Below are 16982 nucleotides of genomic sequence, written 5' to 3'. Positions count from 1 at the left end.
CTTGCGGCATATCTACCGCTGCCCGCTGCGCTGGGCGGACATGGACGCGTACGGCCACGTCAACAACGTGGTCTTCCTCCGGTACCTGGAGGAAGCCCGTATCGACTTCCTGTTCCGCCCGGACAAGGATTTTCAGCAGGGGTCCGTGGTGGCACGCCATGAGATCGACTACAAAAGGCAGTTGGTCCACCGGCACACGCCCGTGGACATCGAGTTGTGGGTCACGCGGATAAGAGCGGCGTCCTTCACGCTCACCTACGAGGTCAAGGACCCGGACCAGGTGTACGTCCAGGCCTCGACGGTCGTCGTGCCGTTCGACTTCGCGACACAGCGCCCGCGCCGCATCACCTCCGAGGAACGGGAGTTCCTGGAGGAGTACATGGACGCGGACGACGCCGAGGACGAGAACGCCGAAGAGGGCGGGGCCGTCGCCGCATGACGGTCCTGCACCTCGCCGACGAGGGGGAGGCGGCCGACCTCGCCGCCTTCCTCGCCAGGCTGCTCCACTACGACCGCGGGGCAGCTGTACGCCTCCAGGGGACCGGCACCGCACTCGCCGTGTTCGGGCGGCCCCCGTCCTTCGAGGTCCTCGCGATCCGCGCGGCCCGGCTCGCCAAGCCGTACAAAGACGGGCTGGACGCCGCCCTCGACGTCACCGTGTCGGCCGGTGAACTCCTGGAGACGGTGGACGAGTCGGCCGTCACCCTCACTGTCCCCGGGGCCGTGACCGGGCCGTCCTGGGCCGGGGTGCTGCCCCCGCGCGGCGGCTGGCGACCGGAGGCCGGCCTGCCCGCACCGGACGCGCTGCGCGCCATGGTCGCCGCAGCCGTCGCCGAATTCCGTTCCCGTACGCAGGAGTTGGCACCCGAACTGCGTACCCGCGCCGAACTCGACCGGATCGGGCGGGAGATCTGGACCCGGACGGTGGGGGACACCCGCCTGCCGGTACGGGCTGTGCACGCGGCGCAGTCCCTGGGCTTCCTGCGGCCCGCACAGGGCGCCAGGGCGTCCGGTGAGGCGCCGCTCGCGCTGGTCTCGTCGGGGCCCTGGCTGCGGCTGCGTACCGAGTTCGGCTCGATCGCCGTACGCAGAGCGGGACTCGGGGCGCTGGACGTCAGCGTCCGCTGACACCGGCGACGTACAGCGAGGCTTCCCGCGGTTGGTCAGCCGTCCGTGTTGACCATCGAGGCCGCCGCGTACGTCAGGTAGTTCCACAACGTCCGCTCGTGCTCCTCGGAGAGGCCGAGCTCCTCGACGGCGACGTGCATGTGCTTCAGCCACGCGTCGTGCGCGGCCCGGTCGACGGCGAAGGGTGCGTGGCGCATCCGCAGCCGGGGGTGGCCGCGGTTCTCGCTGTACGTCGTGGGACCGCCCCAGTACTGGATCAGGAACAGCGTGAAGCGCTCCTCGGCCGGACCCAGGTCCTCCTCCGGATACATGGGCCGCAGCAGCGGGTCCTCGGCGACACCCTCGTAGAACCGGTGTACGAGGCGCCGGAAGGTCTCCTCGCCGCCGACCTGCTCGTAGAAGGTCTGCTCCTGAAGCGTGCCGCGCGGAATCTCTTTCACGTCACCCATGGTCTCAGACGGACCGGCCGAGTACTCAAGGCCTAGGACCACCCCGTCCGTGCGCGCACCGGGCATCCGGTTCCGTTTCGGCCGGTATCGGCGCTCGCGTCCCGGCCCGGGGCGCAGGACAGTGGACGTATGAGCACGCACGCTGTCCACGAGGGCAGGGACGACGACCTTGACGACCTCGCCGCCTCGGCCCGGGCGGAGCTCCTGCGGGTGATCGAGGCCAGTGGGGCCTGGGACGGCGACCCGGTCTGGCGGGAGGCGTTCGAGGCGGTGCCGCGGCATCTGTTCGTGCCGTACTACTACGCCGGTGCCGTGTCGGGCCGGCAGCGGCTGTGGGGCGGGAGCCCCGACCCGCGTACGCGTGAGCGCTGGGTGCGCGGTGCCTACACGGACGCGCCGCTCGCGACCCGGATGCGCGACGGCGAGCTGGTCTCCTCCAGCAGCCAGCCCTCGCTCATGGCCATGATGCTCACCGAACTGGAGGTCGAGGACGGGCACAACGTCCTGGAGATCGGCGCCGGTACGGGGTACAACGCGGCGCTGCTCGCCCACCGCCTCGGCGACGCGCTCGTCACGACGGTGGATCTGGACCCGGAGATCACCGAGTCGGCCCGTCGGCATCTGGCCGCCGCCGGACACCGCCCTGTCGTCGTCACCGGCGACGGCGCCCGCGGCGTGCCCGAGCGCGGCCCCTTCGACCGGATCATCGCGACCTGCACGCTCAGCTCGGTCCCGCGCGCGTGGCTCGCCCAGTGCCGCCCCGGCGCCCGCATCCTGACGCCGTTCGCCACAGGCCTGGCCGCCCTCACGGTCCTCGACGCCGAGCACGCCGAGGGACGCTTCCTGCACACGTCCGCCTATTTCGTGCCGCTGCGCGGGGACAGTCGGCCGGAGCCCGCCGTCCCGCACCTGGGCGCACTCCCGGCCCGGGCACGCGACCACGAGCTGTTCCGGTTCCTGCTGACGCTCACCCGGGGCAGCCTGGACCCGCAGGAGGCGTACGCGCTGTGGGAGCGCGAGGACCGGCCGGTACGGGAGCGGTACGGGATCACCGTCAGCGGCGACCAGGAGTGGGCCTGGCTCGACGAACCCACCGGTCCGTACGCCTGGCCCCTCCCCGTCTGACAGGTCTGTCCCGACCTGACCCCGACCTGTCCCCGGTCTATCCCCGACGGATCGTGATCGTCGTCCACGCTCCCACGTGCACCCGGTCGCCGTCCTGCAGCGGTACGGGGACGAAGGGCTGGATGGGCTCCTCGGAGTTGTTGACCGTCGTACCGTTCGTCGAGTTCTGGTCGACGACCGCCCAGCTGCCGTCGGGCTGCTGGACCAGCACCGCGTGCTGGTGCGAGACGCCCGGGTCCTCCGGCGGCACCGCGAGGTCGATGTCCGGGGACTCGCCCGTGGAGTGCCGGCGGCGGCCGATCGTGATCTGGTTGCCGGTGAGCGGGCGCTGCTGCTCCGGCGAGTACGCGGGCAGGTTCAGGCCCGCGGCCTCGGGGCCGGAGCGCTGCATCATCGCCATGAAGTACTGGCGGTCCGGGCCGATCGTCGCGGACCAGGTCAGCGGCTGCTGCTGGCCGTAGCCGCCGCCGGGTGCGGGCGGGGCCTGGGTCCTGCCGGGCTGGGGGTAGCCGTAGCCGCCGCCCTGCGGCGGGGGCGGAGGTCCGCCCGGGCCGCCGGAGGGCGGGGAGATCACCCAGTCGTCGTCACCGCCGCCGTAGCCGCCGGGGCCGGTCTGCGGACCACCGGGCCGGCCCGTCTCCTGCGGGAACGCGGGCTGGAAGGGCGGACCGGACGGCTGGAACGCCTGCGGCGCGCCACCGGGCCCTCCAGGCGGCGGGTACCCCTGGGGTCCGCCGGACGTGACAGGGGGACCGGGCTGCGGGTATCCCTGCGATCCGCCGGGGCCGCTGGGCGGGTAACCCTGCGGCCCGCCGGGGGACGTACCACCGGGACCGCCGGGACCACTGGACTGGTAACCCTGCGGTCCGCCGACGGACGTGCCACCAGGACCACCAGGGCCTCCGGGGCCGCCCGGGCCACCGGGGGTGGGACCCGGCGGCGGGGGGACCGGGCGCGACGGGTCGTTGCCGAAGGGCGGAATAGGTTCGGCGGGGCGGTTGATCTGCGACGGGCGTGAGCTCTGGTAGTCGTACCCGTCACCACCGCCGTAGGACGGGCCGGGCGGCGGCGGGGACGGGAACCGCTGGCCGGGACCCGGGCCACCGGGACCCGCGCCGTATCCCTGGCCGTAACCCTGGCCCTGGCCCTGGTCCTGGCCAGGTCCCGGCGCCTGGGGGCGCGGGGCGGCCGGGGTGTACGAGGTCGCCGTGTTCGTCAGGAAGTTCCACCGGCACTCCTCGCAGAACGGAGCGCCCCCCTCACGCGGGGTGCGGCACTGCGGGCACAGCTCCTGCTCGGCGTCCGGTACGGCGGACAGGTGCGAGCGGCTGCCGGGCGCGCCGGTGGCGGAACCCGGCGGCGGATAGCCGTAACCGGGCGCCGGGGGTGGCGGCGGGGGCGGGGGCACGGCACCGGCCATGCGGTGACCGCAGACCTCGCACCAGTCGTCGGAACCCGACTGGTGTCCGTTCGGGCAGGTCGGCATGTCGGCGCTTCCCCCTCTCCTCTTCGCTACGTTTTGTGTATCTACTTCTTTACACGAACAGTCTTTGTGGACCGTGTCTCGAGCGTCATCTCGTCGGCCTCTTCGACCTTCGCCTTCAGTCGCACAGTACCTGCCGCGGCGTCGACCACGTCCACCACCTTCGCAAGCAGTTTCGCAGTATCCGCGTTTCCGGAGGCGCTGGCGAGCTGAACGGCCCGTCCCAGCTTGGCCGTTGCTCCGTCGATGTCACCCGCTTTGCGGGCATCCAGACCCTGCTGGATGACCTGTGCCAGTTCGGCCTGACCTGTGTAGTGCGCGACCTGTGGGTTGATCGACGTCGAGGCCACCATGTCGTCGGTCCACACGGCCCGTACGAGGCCCTGCGCGCCGAGGTTCTGGGCGCTGCCGTCGGGCTGCGGGATCACCAGGGAGACACGGGCGGCCAGCATCTCCTGGCCCAGGCCGGCGGAGGGCACCTGGACGCACACGTGGTAGTCGCGGGACTCGTCCCCCCAGGAACCGGTGGGGTAGTCACCGGCGCGCGGGCCCGCCTCCGTGCGGCGGTCGGTCAGCTCCGCGACGGTGGGCGCGACCTGCTTGACGAACTTGATCTCCGTGCCGACCGGGGTCCACAGCCGCAGGGCGACGTCCGCGACCTCCTTGCCCATGGCCGTCTCCATCATCTGCGTGAAGTCGGCGGAGAGGCCTGCCGGGTCGGCGACGATGTCGGCGGTGCCCAGCAGCGCGGAGGCGATGGCGGTGACCTCCTTGACCTCCCAGTCGGTGCCCACGCCCCGCGCGTCGCAGGTGAAGCGGCCGGCGCAGGAGTCCAGGGCGGCCTTCAGGTCCTCCGGCGACTCGTGCTCGTTGCGGCCGTCGGTGAGCAGGATGCCGTGCCGGATGGCGACCTCGGACGAGGACAGCAGCCGGTCGGCGAGGCGCAGCCAGGTGCCGATGGCCGTGCCGCCGCCCGCGCTCAGCCGGCGCAGCGCCTGCTTGGCCTGCTCGCGGGTGGTCGCGTCGGCGACCGCGAGCCGCCCACCACCCGGATAGACCTCCCTGGCGACGTGTGTGCCGTCGATCACCGTGAAGTGCACCCCGTCGCGCACGGCGTCGATCGCGGCGGCCGTCGCCTCCCGGGCGCCCCGCATCTTGGTCGGCGGGTAGTCCATCGAGCCGGAGCAGTCGACCATGATCGCCACGGCCGCGTCCGGGCCCCGGCCCGGTGAGTAGATGTGGGGTGCCGAGGCGCCCGTGCCGACCGTGCCGCCGCCGGTCGCGGTGACCGTCACGATCGCGCTGACCTCACGGCCGCCGTCGGGCAGGTACTCGTTCTGGTAGACGTCGACCGAGAACTGCGGCACGTTCGACTTCGAGAAATTGGCCATGCGTGCTTCGCTCCCCCTCGAAAACCCCACATCCGTGGAGCAGTGACTGTATGCGGACCAGTCCCCTCCGGTCCTTCCGCGGACACCCCCGTCGTCAGTGCCCTCAGGCCGATCCTGCCCCCTGCGACGGGGCGGGGAACGGCACGACGGCCACTGTTACGTTGTCGTGGCCCCCGCCGTCCAGGGCGTGGCCGACCAGGACCCGGGCGGCGTGCAGCGGACGTGAGGCGGCGTCCGGCGGGAGGACCTCGGCCAGCTCGTCCGCGGCCTCCGCGTAGTTCCACAGCCCGTCCGTGCACACCACGACCACACCCGGCCGGTCCGGCTTGAAGGAAGCGGTGTGCGGCTCCAGTTCGTACGCGTCCGCGCCGAGCCAGCCCGTGATGGCGTGGGCGCGCTCGTCGGCGTACGCCTCCGCCTCGTTCATCAGGCCCGCGGCGACCATCTGCGCGGCCCACGAGTCGTCCTCGGTGAGCCGGGCCGGGGCTGTGGAGCGGTCCAGCGGGACCCAGTAGGCACGGCTGTCGCCGACCCAGCCGACGACCAGCAGCGTCGGGGTGACGATGGAGCCCACCAGGGTGCAGGCCGGGGAGTTCTGGTGCGGGGTGTGCTCGAGGGCCCCGCCGGTCTCGTCCGCCAGGGCGTTCACGGCGTGCGAGGCGGCGATGATCGCGTCGTGCATCGCCTGCTGCGGGTGGGTGCCCTGGGGCAGGGCCGCCATCAGTGAGTCGCCGGCCGCGCGGGACGCGGCCAGGGAGGCCTCGTCGGGGCGGGTCGCCGAGGAGACGCCGTCGCAGACGATCGCGACCAGCGCGGGCGCGCGGTCGGGCAGCGTGGTGTGGGAGATCGCGTACGCGTCCTCGTTGCGGTGGTGGCGCAGGCCCCGGTCGGTGACCGCGGCGAGCGGGCCGACCTCGTCCTCCATGTGGTCGCGCTCACGCGGCTGGGCGTGCCCGCAGTTCTCGCAGTAGCCGTCGTTGTCGACCCGGCCCGCCCGGCAGGCCACGCACACCTTGGTGCCGGCCGGGGGCGTCGACGCCTCGGCGGGGCGCGGGGCGGGCGCCTGGAGCGGGTACTCGTCGGGCTCGCCGCCTGCGGGCCGGTCGAACCGTACGCCCGTGGCCGGGGAGACCGGCGATCCCGTGGGCGGCGGTCCGGGCACCGGCGACCGGCCGGGAACCGGCGGGAGCGCCGTGCCGGCCGAGTCGGTGCCCCGGAGGTCGGTGGCCAGGTGCACGGGCGCCGGCTTGCCGGAGCTGCTGGTCTCGGGAGCGTGGGGCCAGTCCACGGAAGCGGCCTCCGAAGGCGGGTGCGGCGCGGACGCGAGGGCGCCGCTCAGGGTGAGCGTCGGGGAGTCCCCGGGGCGCGGGGGCACGGCCGACAGGTCGTACCCGCACGCGCCGCAGAACCGGTCGCCCGATTCGAGCGGCTCCTCGCAGCTCGGGCACCGGGACAGGGCCGTCGGCTGGGACGGCTGGGGTGGCTGGGGCATCTGGGACATCAACTACACCCACGTCCGGGGGCGGTAACGGTTGGCGCGTTCCACCAGGTCGATCCTCTCCTCGCCGCCCTGCGCGAGCCTGGCCAGCGTCCGGTACGAGCGTTCCAGCCCGAAGCGCAGACCACGCTCGTCCAGGTCGCTGCCGAGCAGCACCCGCCCCCCGACGGCAGGAGGGGCGGAACTCTGGCCATGGGAGAGTATCCAGTCCAGCGCGCAGCCGAGGACTTCCGTCGACAGCTGCTCCCGCCGGACCGCGTCCAGACCGTATCCGCCCAGTGCCTCCACCTGCACGGCGGACGCGATCAGATCGTCCAGGAACGGCGCGTCGGCGGCGACCGCCGTCCGCTGCCGCAGCCGTGCCCGTACGGCGGCCACGCGGGCCGCCGTGTAGTGGATCGAGGCCCCCGGAACCGACTCCAGCGTGGTTACGGCGCTACGGCGGTCGCCCGCCGCCAACTGGACGCGGGCCAGCCCGAACGCGGCGCTCACATAGCTCGGGTCGGTCGTCCACACCAGCCGGTAGTACTCGGCGGCGTTGTCGAGCTGCCCGAGCACCTCCGCGCACAGCCCGAGGGCCAGCTTGGGCGGACTCTCGCCCGGGAAGGCGTCGTAGACCGCGTCGAACGACAGCGCGGCGCCCTCGTGATCGCCCGTCACCAGCGCCGCCACACCCCGGTACCAGACCACCCGCCAGTCGTCGGGCCGCTCCTCCTCCAGTCTGACCAGCGACTCCAGGGCGGTCGCGGCGTCCCCGTTCTCCAGCCGGGCCCGGACCTCCCGCAGCCGGGTCTCCGTCGACTGCGCCGGCACCACGGCGAGAGCGGCGATCAGCTCCCCGGCCGCCGACGCCAACAGGCCTGCCAGGAAGCCCGCGTTGGGGTCGGCCGGGTCGACACGGGGCACCGGCAGCGCGAGCGCGGCGGCACCGGCGTCGATGGCCTTGACGAGCCGCGGGGCGCCGGTGAGCGCCCTGGTGGCGCCGCTGACGGCGGGAGCGGCCGGCGGCGCCGACTTCTTCCGGGGCGTCGCCACGCGCGCCCCCAGCCGCGACACCTCCCCGTCCAGTACACCGAACAACTCCGAGTCCGTGACCGTCACTTCCGGCCCGAACAGCGTCGACAGCGCGGGCCGGGCCCGTCCCGTCTGGAGCGACACGACCTCGCGCAGTACGCCCGTCAGCTGCTCGGACATCTCCTGCGCGGACGCGAACCGGCGGGCCGGGTCGGGGTCGGTGGCGCGGACCAGGAGCCGGTAGAACGACTCGTACTGGCGGAAGACCTCGATGTGGTCGGGGTCGGGCAGGGAGTCCACGAACACGTTCGTGTAGCCCTGGAAGTCGAACGTCATGACGGCGAGCGTGCGCGCGACCGTGTACAGGTCGGACGCCACCGACGGGCCGACCTCCGCGACCTCCGGCGCCTGGTAGCCGACCGTGCCGTAGATGGCCGACTCGTCGTCGTCCATCCTGCGGACCGCGCCCATGTCGATCAGCTTCAGCTGGTCCTCGGTCTGGATCGCGTTGTCGACCTTGAAGTCGCAGTACAGCAGGTTGCGGCTGTGCAGATGACCGAGGGCTTCGAGCGCCTCGATGCCGTACGCGCACGCCTGCTCCACCGGCAGCGGGTCCCGCTTGCCGGCCGGGGTGCGGCGGTCGTTGGCGATCTCCTTGAGCGACTTGCCGCCGACGTACTCCATGACGATGTAGCCGTCGAGGGAGCCCGTGCGCTGGTCGAGGTGCTCGACGAAGTTGTAGATCCGCACGATGTTGGCGTGCTCGATCTCCGCGAGGAAGCGCCGCTCGGAGATCGCGGCGGCCATCGCGTCCTGGTCCCCGGTGTCCAGCAGGCCCTTGAGGACCACCCACCGGTCGGACACGGCCCGGTCCACGGCGAGGTAGACCCAGCCGAGGCCGCCGTGCGCGAGGCAGCCCACGACCTCGTACTGGCCGTGCACGACGTCCCCGGCGCTCAGCTTCGGCGCGAACGAGTACGGGTGCCCGCACTTGGTGCAGAACCCCTCCGTACGCCCCGGCCGGCCCTCGCCGCGCGCCCGCCCCACCGGCGCCCCGCAGTCGGAGCGCGAGCAGAACCGCTTGCGCTCGGGCACCTCCGGGTTGTCCAGCACCATCGCGCGCGGGTCGGGCCGCGGCACCCCCGGCACCTCGACCAGGCCCGCGCCGAGCCGGCCGCGCCCGGTGGACCCGGCGCTCGAACCCGAGCTGCGCACCGACACCGAACGGCCCGTCGCCTTCCCCGACATGGACCGCGACAGCCGTCCGGAGACCGAGCGGCGCGACTGCGAGGAACGGGACGTGCGGGAGGTGCGGGCGGAACGGGCGGAGGCACGGGAACCCGCCGAGGCCGAGGACGAGCCGGCCATGCCGCCGGCCGACACGACCGGCGCGAGGCCGCACGTGTCGCAGTACAGCTCTCCGCCGCCCATGTCCTCGTAAGAACCCTCGCAGTCGGGCCGCTGGCACTTCTGCTGTTCGGTTCCGGTCATCAGTAGTCCCCCCTCCGGTCACTGGGTCCGGCCTGGCCGGGCACCCGCGGGCCGCCGAAGTACTCGGCGGCGGCCTGCTGGTAGCGCAGCACGGCCTGCTCCGCGACCCGCAGGTCGCAGGGCGCGCTCCACAGCATGCGGCGCGCCGCGTCGTACCGCTCGATCAGCAGCGGGTCCTCCGCGAGGCCGTGCCGGGCGACCTTCGCCCGGTACGCGTCGAGCCGGCCGCGCAGCTCCGCGCGGACCGCCAGCGGCTGGGTGACAGCCGTCAACGACTCGCGGGCGCGCATCAGTTCGTCCTCCGCCTTCGCCTCCAGCGACTCCAGGAGCGGCGAGAGACGGTGCCACTGGGCATGCCTGCGGTAGTCGGCGGCCATCGACACCTGCTCCTGCAACGCCGTGGGCGGGCCGCTGACGGCGGGCACCTCCGACGCGGCGATCTTCGCCAGCACCTCACCGCGCGCGCTGCGCGCCTCGGCGAGGGTGCGGTCCGCGCGGGACAGCAGGTCCCGCAGCTTCATGAGCCGCGCCTCCGCGTCCTGGCGGACCGTCAGCACGGCGTCGATCTCCCGGCGTACGTCCTCCAGGGCGCGCGCCTCACGGTCGTACACCGTGGTGTCCGGACGGCCGCCGCCGGGCGCCGAACTGCCCTGCGCGGGCAGCCAGAACGCCAGCGGGTCGGAGATCACCCGCTCGCGCAGGGCGGTCAGGGTGCGCGTGATGCGCTCCAGGTCGTCGCCCGCCGGGTGCTCGCCCGGGCGTACGCCCACGGAGTGCGCCAGCTGGCGGGTGCGCTGCAGCTCGGCGGCCAGTAGATCTATCCGCGCGGGCAGGGCCGACCAGACCGCGTCGGAGGTGACGACCATGTCGAGCGAGGTCGCGTACAGCTCGTTCATCCGCTCCACCAGGGCGGCCAGCGAGTACTGGTGGCTGAGCTTCCCGGTGCCGTGCAGGGTGGGCGCGTTGGCCGTCGCCGTCGCGCTGCCCGCGACCGTGACGCACTCGCCGCGCAGCAGCTCCGTCAGCTCCACCAGGTCCTCCCGGCTGGACCAGCGGCGGCGCGAACGGATGTCACGGGCGGAGTGGTACGTGTCCGAGTACGCGTCGAAGTACGCCCACAGCAGCGTGATCGACGCGTCGGCGGACGTCCAGCGCTCCTTGGTCGTGCCGGTGAGCTCGGCGCCTTCGAGGAGTCTGCGGCCCGCGTGGTCCTGGAGGGCGAGGAGCGAGGTCTCGATCGCCTCGTGCTCCGCGCCGAGCCGCGCCAGCGCACGGTCCACCTCGTCCCGGTCCATCACCGGCCCGGTGGCTCCCGTGACGCCCATCGATCACCTCGACTACTCGTGTGGTTGGCTCGTTCGTTCGGCTCGCTGGTCGGGTCGGTGAACGTCAGTTCTTGTAGTGGGGCAGCGGCGGCTTCGCCGACTCCGATTTGCTGCCGAGGGTCGGAGACAGCCACTTGTCGTACGACGCCTGCCAGCCGCCGTCGGCGATGTACTGCTTCAGTATGAGATTGACCCGGGCCGCCAGGTCGTTCGCACCCTTCTGCACCGCCACGCCGTAGTAGTCGGTGGTGAACGTGTCGCCCTTCAGCTCCACCGTCGGGTCCTGCGCCGCCTGGCTCGCGGCGAGCGCGCCGTCGGTCACCACGGCGTCCACCTGGCCGAGCTGGAGCCGGACGAGACAGTCGAGCTGGCTGGGGACTGTCGTTTTGATGTCGGCGGAGGCGACCCCGGCCTTCTTCGCGGCCTGGTCCGTCTTCAGCTGCTCGAGCGCCGTGGAGCCCGACGCCGAGCAGATCCGCTTGCCGGCGAGCGTCTTGTCGTACCCCTTGACCGAGGACTCCTTGGGCGCGAGGACCTGCTGCCCGGTGAGGAAGTACGGAGCGGAGAACGCCACGTCCTCCAGGCGCTTACAGGTGATCGTCATCGTGCGGACGATCATGTCGACGCGGCCGGCCTTGATCGCCGGGATGCGCTGGTTGGTCGGGATGGCCTTGAACTGGACGGCTTTCTCGTCGCCGAGGATGTCCTTCGCTATCCGGTGGACCAGGTCGATGTCGAAGCCCTCCAGCTCCGCCGACTTGCCGCCGTTCGGATCGCGGTAGCCCCAGCGGTAGCTGTTCTGGTCGACGCCGACGATCAGCCGCGGGTCCTTACGGGCCTTGATCGCCGCGATCGTCTTCCCGTCCAGCGGAGACGGCAACGGGCTCTGGTCCTGCGGGTTCTCGCACTCCGCCGCGACCTTCGCCTGGACGCCCTCGGCGACCCCCTGGCCACCCGTCTCCGTACCGCCGTCGCCGGGCGGCCGGGTCAGCGGGAGCAGCAGCAGCGTGCAGGCCACCACGAGGGCGCAGACGGCCGCCATCGCCCCGACACCGCCCCAGCCCCGCAGTCCGGCCCGCAGAGCCCGGAGACCGGTGCGCGGACTCCGCGGAAGCCGCTGTGCGTTCATCGTCCCGCCCCCTCTCATCGCCCGAACTCCCTTGCCGCCGCACTCCCTTGTGCTGCTTCGTGCTGCTGCTGTGCTGCTTCGATCCGCGTCCGTACTGTTCTTACCTCTTCGGACCGCATCAGCGGTACTCCGACAGCCTGCGCCCGATGCCGAGCACCGCGCCCGCCGCGCCCAGCACCCCGAGAGCCGCGGCGCCCAGCGGGAGGCCGATCATCGCGTCCCGGCCGTCCCTGGCCGACTGCTGGAACTCCGTCTGCTCATGTCCGATCGCCGTCTTCAGCGCCTGGTCGACGCTGTCGAAGCACTCGCCGGTCGGCTTGTCGCTCTTGTCCCCTATGACGCGGGCGAGCGCCTGCTGGAAGTCGCCCGACTCGTACTCCGTCTGCGCCTCCTCGTGGCGCTTCTTCCACTCCTCCATGCCACCGACGGCCGACGTGACCGGCTTCTTGCCCGCCTGGTCGTCGGCGAGCCCCTCGGCCTCGACCAGGCCCTTGCCGAGCGCGCTCATGTCGCCCTCGAAGTCGTGGTCGTAGGCGTCGACGACCGTGCCGTCCTTCAGCTCGACCGTCTCCGCGCCGCGCGCCACCAGCGTCAGGTTCTCGTTGCCGCGCGCCTTGAGGGAGGCGATCCGGGCGTTGTGCAGCACGTTCAGCGAGCGGATGCCGTGGTCGTAGGAGTCGCTCAGCCCCGAGCGGGCGAAACTCTGCCCGGCGACCAGCCACAGCAGGACGATCGTCGCGGTGGCCGTCGCCGCCACCAGACCGTGGTTCAGCAGCCGGTTCGTACGCCGGTAGTTGCGCCGCTGGGCCCAGACGAGGGCGCCGAGCACGGCGACGCCGAGGCCGATCGCCGCCCACGGGTACGAGGTCGCGTCCGCGTAGTCGGAGTCCAGCCGCTGGTTCTCCTTGGAGTAGAGCTTCTCCGCCTGCGGGAGCATCCGGTCCTGCATCGTCTCGTTCGCCAGCCGCAGGTACGAGCCGCCGACCGGGAAGCCCAGCCGGTTGTTGGCACGGGCCCGCTCGATGTAGCCCGTGTACTCCGACAGCAGCTTGTTGAGATCGGCGATGGTCCTCGCGGACTCGGAGTCCGGCTCGGAGTTGGTCGCGGCGGCGGAGAGCTTGGCGGCGGCGTTGCGGATGTCCTCCTGGTAACGCTTGCGGGAGGTCGCCGTCTCGTCACCGCCGGCCAGGAAGCCGCTGGAGGCGGCGGTGTTGGCGTCCGCGAGGGAGCTGTAGATGTCCGCGGCGGCGGAGCTGAGGGGCTGGCTGTTGTTCAGCACGTCGTCCGCGGCGGACGAACGATCGGTCATCTGCCACGCGGTGACGGCACCGAACGCGACGACGAGCACGGCGAGCAGGGCGCCGATGATCCGCAGCCGCCCCGGCTCGGTGGTCGCGGCGGCCCGCAACTGGTCGACGCCCTCGGCGAAGGCGGTACGGCGCGGGGGCTGGGTGACCCCGGGAGCGGGGCCCCTGCCCGGCTGGGAGGGGATGGCGGGCAGGCCCGAGGCGGCGGACGTGCCGGGCACACCCGACGGGCCGGGCGAGCCCGGCGCCGGTGGTGCCGCACTGCTCGTAGATGTCACTGTGACCTCCCCCATGGTCATCCGTCACCGCCAGTATCGCCCCCGGCACTGACAATCCGCACCGACCTTGACTGGATCTTGATCGGATCGCAGTGCGGCGGCGTTGTGTCGCGGTGGGTGGCGTTGTGCCGGGGCGCGCTGCCATGCATTCGGACACATGCGCGCTCCCCGCACCACCCCTCTGCCCATGAATACGCCGGAGGAATCTGTTCGGTTCCCGTACGAAGCAGGTCAGACCTCGTAGAAGTGTCGTACGCGCGCGTGCACCTCCGCCGGGGCGTTCGTGTGATCCAGGCCGAGCAGCGCCGCCCCCAGCACGGGCCGCGCCGTCACCACCCGGGCGAAGGCCTTGGGCGCCCGCGCGGCCAGCAGCTCGGTGATGCGGTCCGTCAACCGGGCGTGCTGGGCCGCGAGAACACCCCCGCCCAGCAGGACCGGGGTCTCCTCCTCGAGGAGACCGAGGCGGCCGAGTGCGACCGAGGCCATGGCCACCACCTCGTCGGCAAGGCGGTCCACCAGCGCGCACGCCACCGGGTCACCGTCCGCCGCCGTGGCGAACAGCACCGGCGTCAGCTCGTGGCGCCGGGCGTTGTCGACGCCCCCCAGATGCAGGGCCTCGATCAGCGCGTACATGGAGTTCAGCCCGAAGTGGGCGGGCAGGGCGGACACCAGGGCTGTGGGACCGCCCCGCCCGTCCTCCGCCCGCGCCGCGTGCCACATTGCCTCCTCCGCCAGGCCCCAGCCACCGCCCCAGTCGCCGGAGACACGCCCCAGCGCGGGGAACCGGGCCGTGCGGCCGTCCGGGGTCATCCCCACGCAGTTGATGCCGGCGCCGCAGACGACGGCGACCCCGCGCGGCTCGGTGATCCCGGCCCGCAGGATCGCGAAGGTGTCGTTGCGTACGTCGACACTCGCGCCCCACGCGCGTGCGTGCAGCGCGGCGGCGAACTGCCGTTCCTCCACGGGGAAGTCGGCGTTCGCCAGACACGCCGAGACCCGGTCGACGGACGAGACCCCGGCGGCGGTGAACGCCTCGGCGACGGCGTCGGCCAGCCCGGAGACCGCCGTGTCAAGACCGTCGGCAGGCGGCCGGAACCCCCCGCCCCGCGCGGTGGCCAGCACCTCCCCGTCGGCCGCGACCACTGCCACGTCGGTCTTGCTGTTGCCCGCGTCGATGGCGAGGACGTGTGCGGTCATGCCCACGCGAGATGCTCCCGGTTGTGCGCGATCAGGGTGTCGGTGAGGGTGTCGGCGTAGTCGTACTGGCCGACGAGCGGATGCGCGAGCAGTGCCCGGAAGACCCGGTTCCGTCCGCCCTGCAGAGCGGCCTCCAGGGCCAGTTCCTCGTATGCGGTGACGTTGGCGATCAGCCCCGCGTACAGGGGGTCGACAGCCGGGACGGCCAGGGGAGTGGCGCCCTGCCGGCCCACCGCGGCCTGCGTCTCGATGACCGCGTCGTCCGGCAGGAACGGCAGTGTCCCTTTGTTGTACGTGTTCACCACCTGGTAGGGATTGCCGCCCCCGCCGAGCAGTGACGCGGCCAGGTCCACCGCCGCCTCCGAGTAGAAGGCGCCCCCGCGCTTGGCCAGCAGCTCCGGTTTCTCGGCCAGGGCCGGATCGCCGTACATGCGCAGCAGTTCCTCCTCCATCGCCGCGACCTCGGCCGCCCGGGAGGGCTTGGTGCGCAGTTCCCGTACGACGTTGTCGTGGGCGTAGTAGTAGCGCAGGTAGTAGGAGGGCACCGTCTCCAGGCGGTCGAGTACCGAGCGCGGAAGACGGAGGTCGTCGGCGATCCGGTCGCCGTGTTCGGTCAGCAGCCGGGGGAGGACGTCCTCGCCCTCGGGGCCGCCCAGGCGGACGCCCGTCTCCCAGGTGAGGTGGTTGAGGCCCACGTGCTCCAGGTGGATGTCGGCCGGGGTCACCCCCAGCAGGGCGGCGAACTTCCGCTGGAAGCCGATCGCCACGTTGCACAGGCCGACCGCCTTGTGGCCGGCCTGGAGGAGGGCGCGGGTGACGATGCCCACCGGGTTGGTGAAGTCGATGATCCAGGCGGCGGGGTTGGTCCGGCGGACGCGCTCTGCGATGTCCAGGACCACCGGCACCGTGCGCAGCGCCTTGGCGAGGCCGCCCGCGCCGGTCGTCTCCTGGCCGACGCAGCCGCACTCCAGCGGCCAGGTCTCGTCCTGCTGCCGTGCTGCCTGGCCGCCGACGCGCAGTTGGAGCAGGACGGCGTCGGCACCCTCGACGCCCTTGTCCAGGTCGTCGGTGGTGACGATCCGCCCGGGATGCCCCTGCTTGGCGAAGATGCGCCGGGCGAGGCCGCCGACCAGCTCCAGCCGTTCGGCGGCCGGGTCGACGAGCACCAGCTCCTCTATGGGCAGGGCGTCCCGCAACCGCGCGAAACCGTCGATGAGTTCGGGGGTATAGGTCGATCCGCCGCCGACCACGGTGAGTTTCATGTGTGGATCAACCCTTTACGCCGGTGAGAGTGACGCCTTCGACGAACGCCTTCTGCGCGAAGAAGAACACGACGAGCACGGGAGCCAGGACCAGCACGGTCGCGGCCATGGTGAGGTTCCAGTCGGTGTGGTGGGCGCCCTTGAAGGACTCCAGGCCGTAGGACAGGGTCCACGCGCCCGGGTTCTCGGAGGCGTAGATCTGGGGGCCGAAGTAGTCGTTCCAGGCGTTGAAGAACTGGAACAGGGCGATGGCGGCGATGCCGGGCTTCGCCATCGGCAGGACGACCCTCAGCAGGGTGCGCAGATCACCGCAGCCGTCCACCTTCGCGGCGTCCACGTACTCGTTGGGGATCGTCATCAGGAACTGGCGCAGCAGGAAGATCGAGAACGCGTCGCCGAACGCCAGCGGGATGATCATCGGCCACAGGGTGCCGGACAGGTCCAGTTGCTTCGCCCAGAACAGGTACATCGGGATGACGACCACCTGGGGCGGCAGCATCATCATCGAGATCACCAGCATGAGCGTCAGGTTCCGGCCCCGGAAGCGGAACTTGGCCAGCGCGTAGGCCACGGGGACGGAGGACACGACGGTCAGGACGGTGCCGAGACCGGCGTAGATCAGGGTGTTCTTCCACCAGGTGAGGAAGCCCGGAGTGTCGAACACCTTGCGGTAGTTGGACCACTCCCAGGTGTGCGGGATCAGGTCCCGGCTGAGTGCCTGCGAGTCGCTCATCAGCGAGGTCAGGAACACGAACACGAAGGGCAGGGTGAAGAAGAGGGCCGCCGCGACGCCGAGGGAGTGGACCGCGATCCATTCCAGGAGCGCCTTGCGGCGGGCCGTGCGCTCGGCGGGTGAGGAGGAGGATGCCTTCAACTCCACGGGCCGTTCCAGTAGTTGGGTCATG

At 72.1% G+C, this 16982-nt stretch carries 14 protein-coding genes; 3 read left to right on the top strand and 11 right to left on the bottom strand.

From position 1 onward, the window contains the following. Position 1: 1 nt before the first annotated feature. Complete coding sequence (locus G3I56_RS01655; RefSeq protein ID WP_164406701.1) at positions 2-439, top strand: thioesterase family protein; 438 nt, start codon at positions 2-4, stop codon at positions 437-439. Then, positions 436-1128 carry a hypothetical protein gene (locus tag G3I56_RS01650; protein WP_164406699.1) on the top strand — a complete coding sequence of 231 codons (693 nt, stop codon included), beginning with the start codon at positions 436-438 and terminating at the stop codon, positions 1126-1128. The genes G3I56_RS01655 and G3I56_RS01650 overlap by 4 nt, the downstream gene beginning before the upstream one ends. A gap of 35 nt (positions 1129-1163) precedes the next feature. On the opposite strand, the gene G3I56_RS01645 is transcribed toward G3I56_RS01650, so the two are convergent. Beyond that, the gene (locus G3I56_RS01645; protein WP_164406698.1) at positions 1164-1577 is read right to left on the bottom strand and encodes a globin; all 414 of its coding nucleotides are present in this window, start codon (positions 1575-1577) and stop codon (positions 1164-1166) included. Positions 1578-1706: 129 nt separating this feature from the next. Here G3I56_RS01645 and G3I56_RS01640 point away from each other — a divergent pair, with 129 nt between their 5' ends. Further along, positions 1707-2702: a methyltransferase domain-containing protein gene (locus G3I56_RS01640; protein ID WP_164406697.1), complete on the top strand. Its 996-nt coding sequence runs from the start codon at positions 1707-1709 to the stop codon at positions 2700-2702. Between the two features lie 37 nt (positions 2703-2739). Here G3I56_RS01640 and G3I56_RS01635 read toward each other — a convergent pair whose 3' ends face one another. From G3I56_RS01635 to G3I56_RS01590, 10 genes are all read right to left on the bottom strand, one after another. Beyond that, entirely contained in the window at positions 2740-4188 is a 1449-nt protein-coding gene (locus G3I56_RS01635) for an FHA domain-containing protein (protein ID WP_164406696.1), read from the bottom strand. A gap of 41 nt (positions 4189-4229) precedes the next feature. After that, positions 4230-5576 carry a VWA domain-containing protein gene (locus tag G3I56_RS01630; RefSeq protein WP_164406695.1) on the bottom strand — a complete coding sequence of 449 codons (1347 nt, stop codon included), beginning with the start codon at positions 5574-5576 and terminating at the stop codon, positions 4230-4232. Positions 5577-5679: 103 nt separating this feature from the next. Further along, complete coding sequence (locus tag G3I56_RS01625; protein ID WP_164406694.1) at positions 5680-7077, bottom strand: PP2C family serine/threonine-protein phosphatase; 1398 nt, start codon at positions 7075-7077, stop codon at positions 5680-5682. Between the two features lie 3 nt (positions 7078-7080). Beyond that, entirely contained in the window at positions 7081-9579 is a 2499-nt protein-coding gene (locus G3I56_RS01620; protein ID WP_164406693.1) for a serine/threonine-protein kinase, read from the bottom strand. Next, positions 9579-10904 carry a hypothetical protein gene (locus tag G3I56_RS01615; protein WP_203688927.1) on the bottom strand — a complete coding sequence of 442 codons (1326 nt, stop codon included), beginning with the start codon at positions 10902-10904 and terminating at the stop codon, positions 9579-9581. Before G3I56_RS01615 ends, G3I56_RS01620 begins: the two co-directional genes overlap by 1 nt. Before the next feature lie 64 nt (positions 10905-10968). Beyond that, positions 10969-12033, bottom strand: a complete 1065-nt coding sequence (locus G3I56_RS01610) for a glutamate ABC transporter substrate-binding protein (protein WP_239134631.1) — start codon at positions 12031-12033, stop codon at positions 10969-10971. A 118-nt stretch (positions 12034-12151) separates the two neighbouring features. Continuing rightward, positions 12152-13633 (bottom strand): hypothetical protein, encoded by a 1482-nt coding sequence (locus G3I56_RS01605; RefSeq protein ID WP_239134630.1) that lies wholly within the window; start codon positions 13631-13633, stop codon positions 12152-12154. Positions 13634-13849: 216 nt separating this feature from the next. Beyond that, on the bottom strand, positions 13850-14821 hold the full coding sequence (locus G3I56_RS01600) for a BadF/BadG/BcrA/BcrD ATPase family protein (protein WP_164406691.1): 972 nt from the start codon (positions 14819-14821) through the stop codon (positions 13850-13852). Beyond that, a complete protein-coding gene (locus G3I56_RS01595) occupies positions 14812-16077 on the bottom strand; it encodes a 6-phospho-beta-glucosidase (protein ID WP_164406690.1) in 1266 nt (421 codons plus the stop codon). The genes G3I56_RS01600 and G3I56_RS01595 overlap by 10 nt, the downstream gene beginning before the upstream one ends. Positions 16078-16084: 7 nt before the next feature. Then, complete coding sequence (locus tag G3I56_RS01590) at positions 16085-16981, bottom strand: carbohydrate ABC transporter permease (RefSeq protein WP_164406689.1); 897 nt, start codon at positions 16979-16981, stop codon at positions 16085-16087. Between the last annotated feature and the right edge of the window lies 1 nt (position 16982).

The organism is Streptomyces sp. SID12488, from assembly GCF_010548275.1.
Lineage (GTDB): Bacteria > Actinomycetota > Actinomycetes > Streptomycetales > Streptomycetaceae > Streptomyces.
Note: the sequence above shows the minus strand (reverse complement) of the source record. Positions and strands in the feature narration are given on the sequence as shown.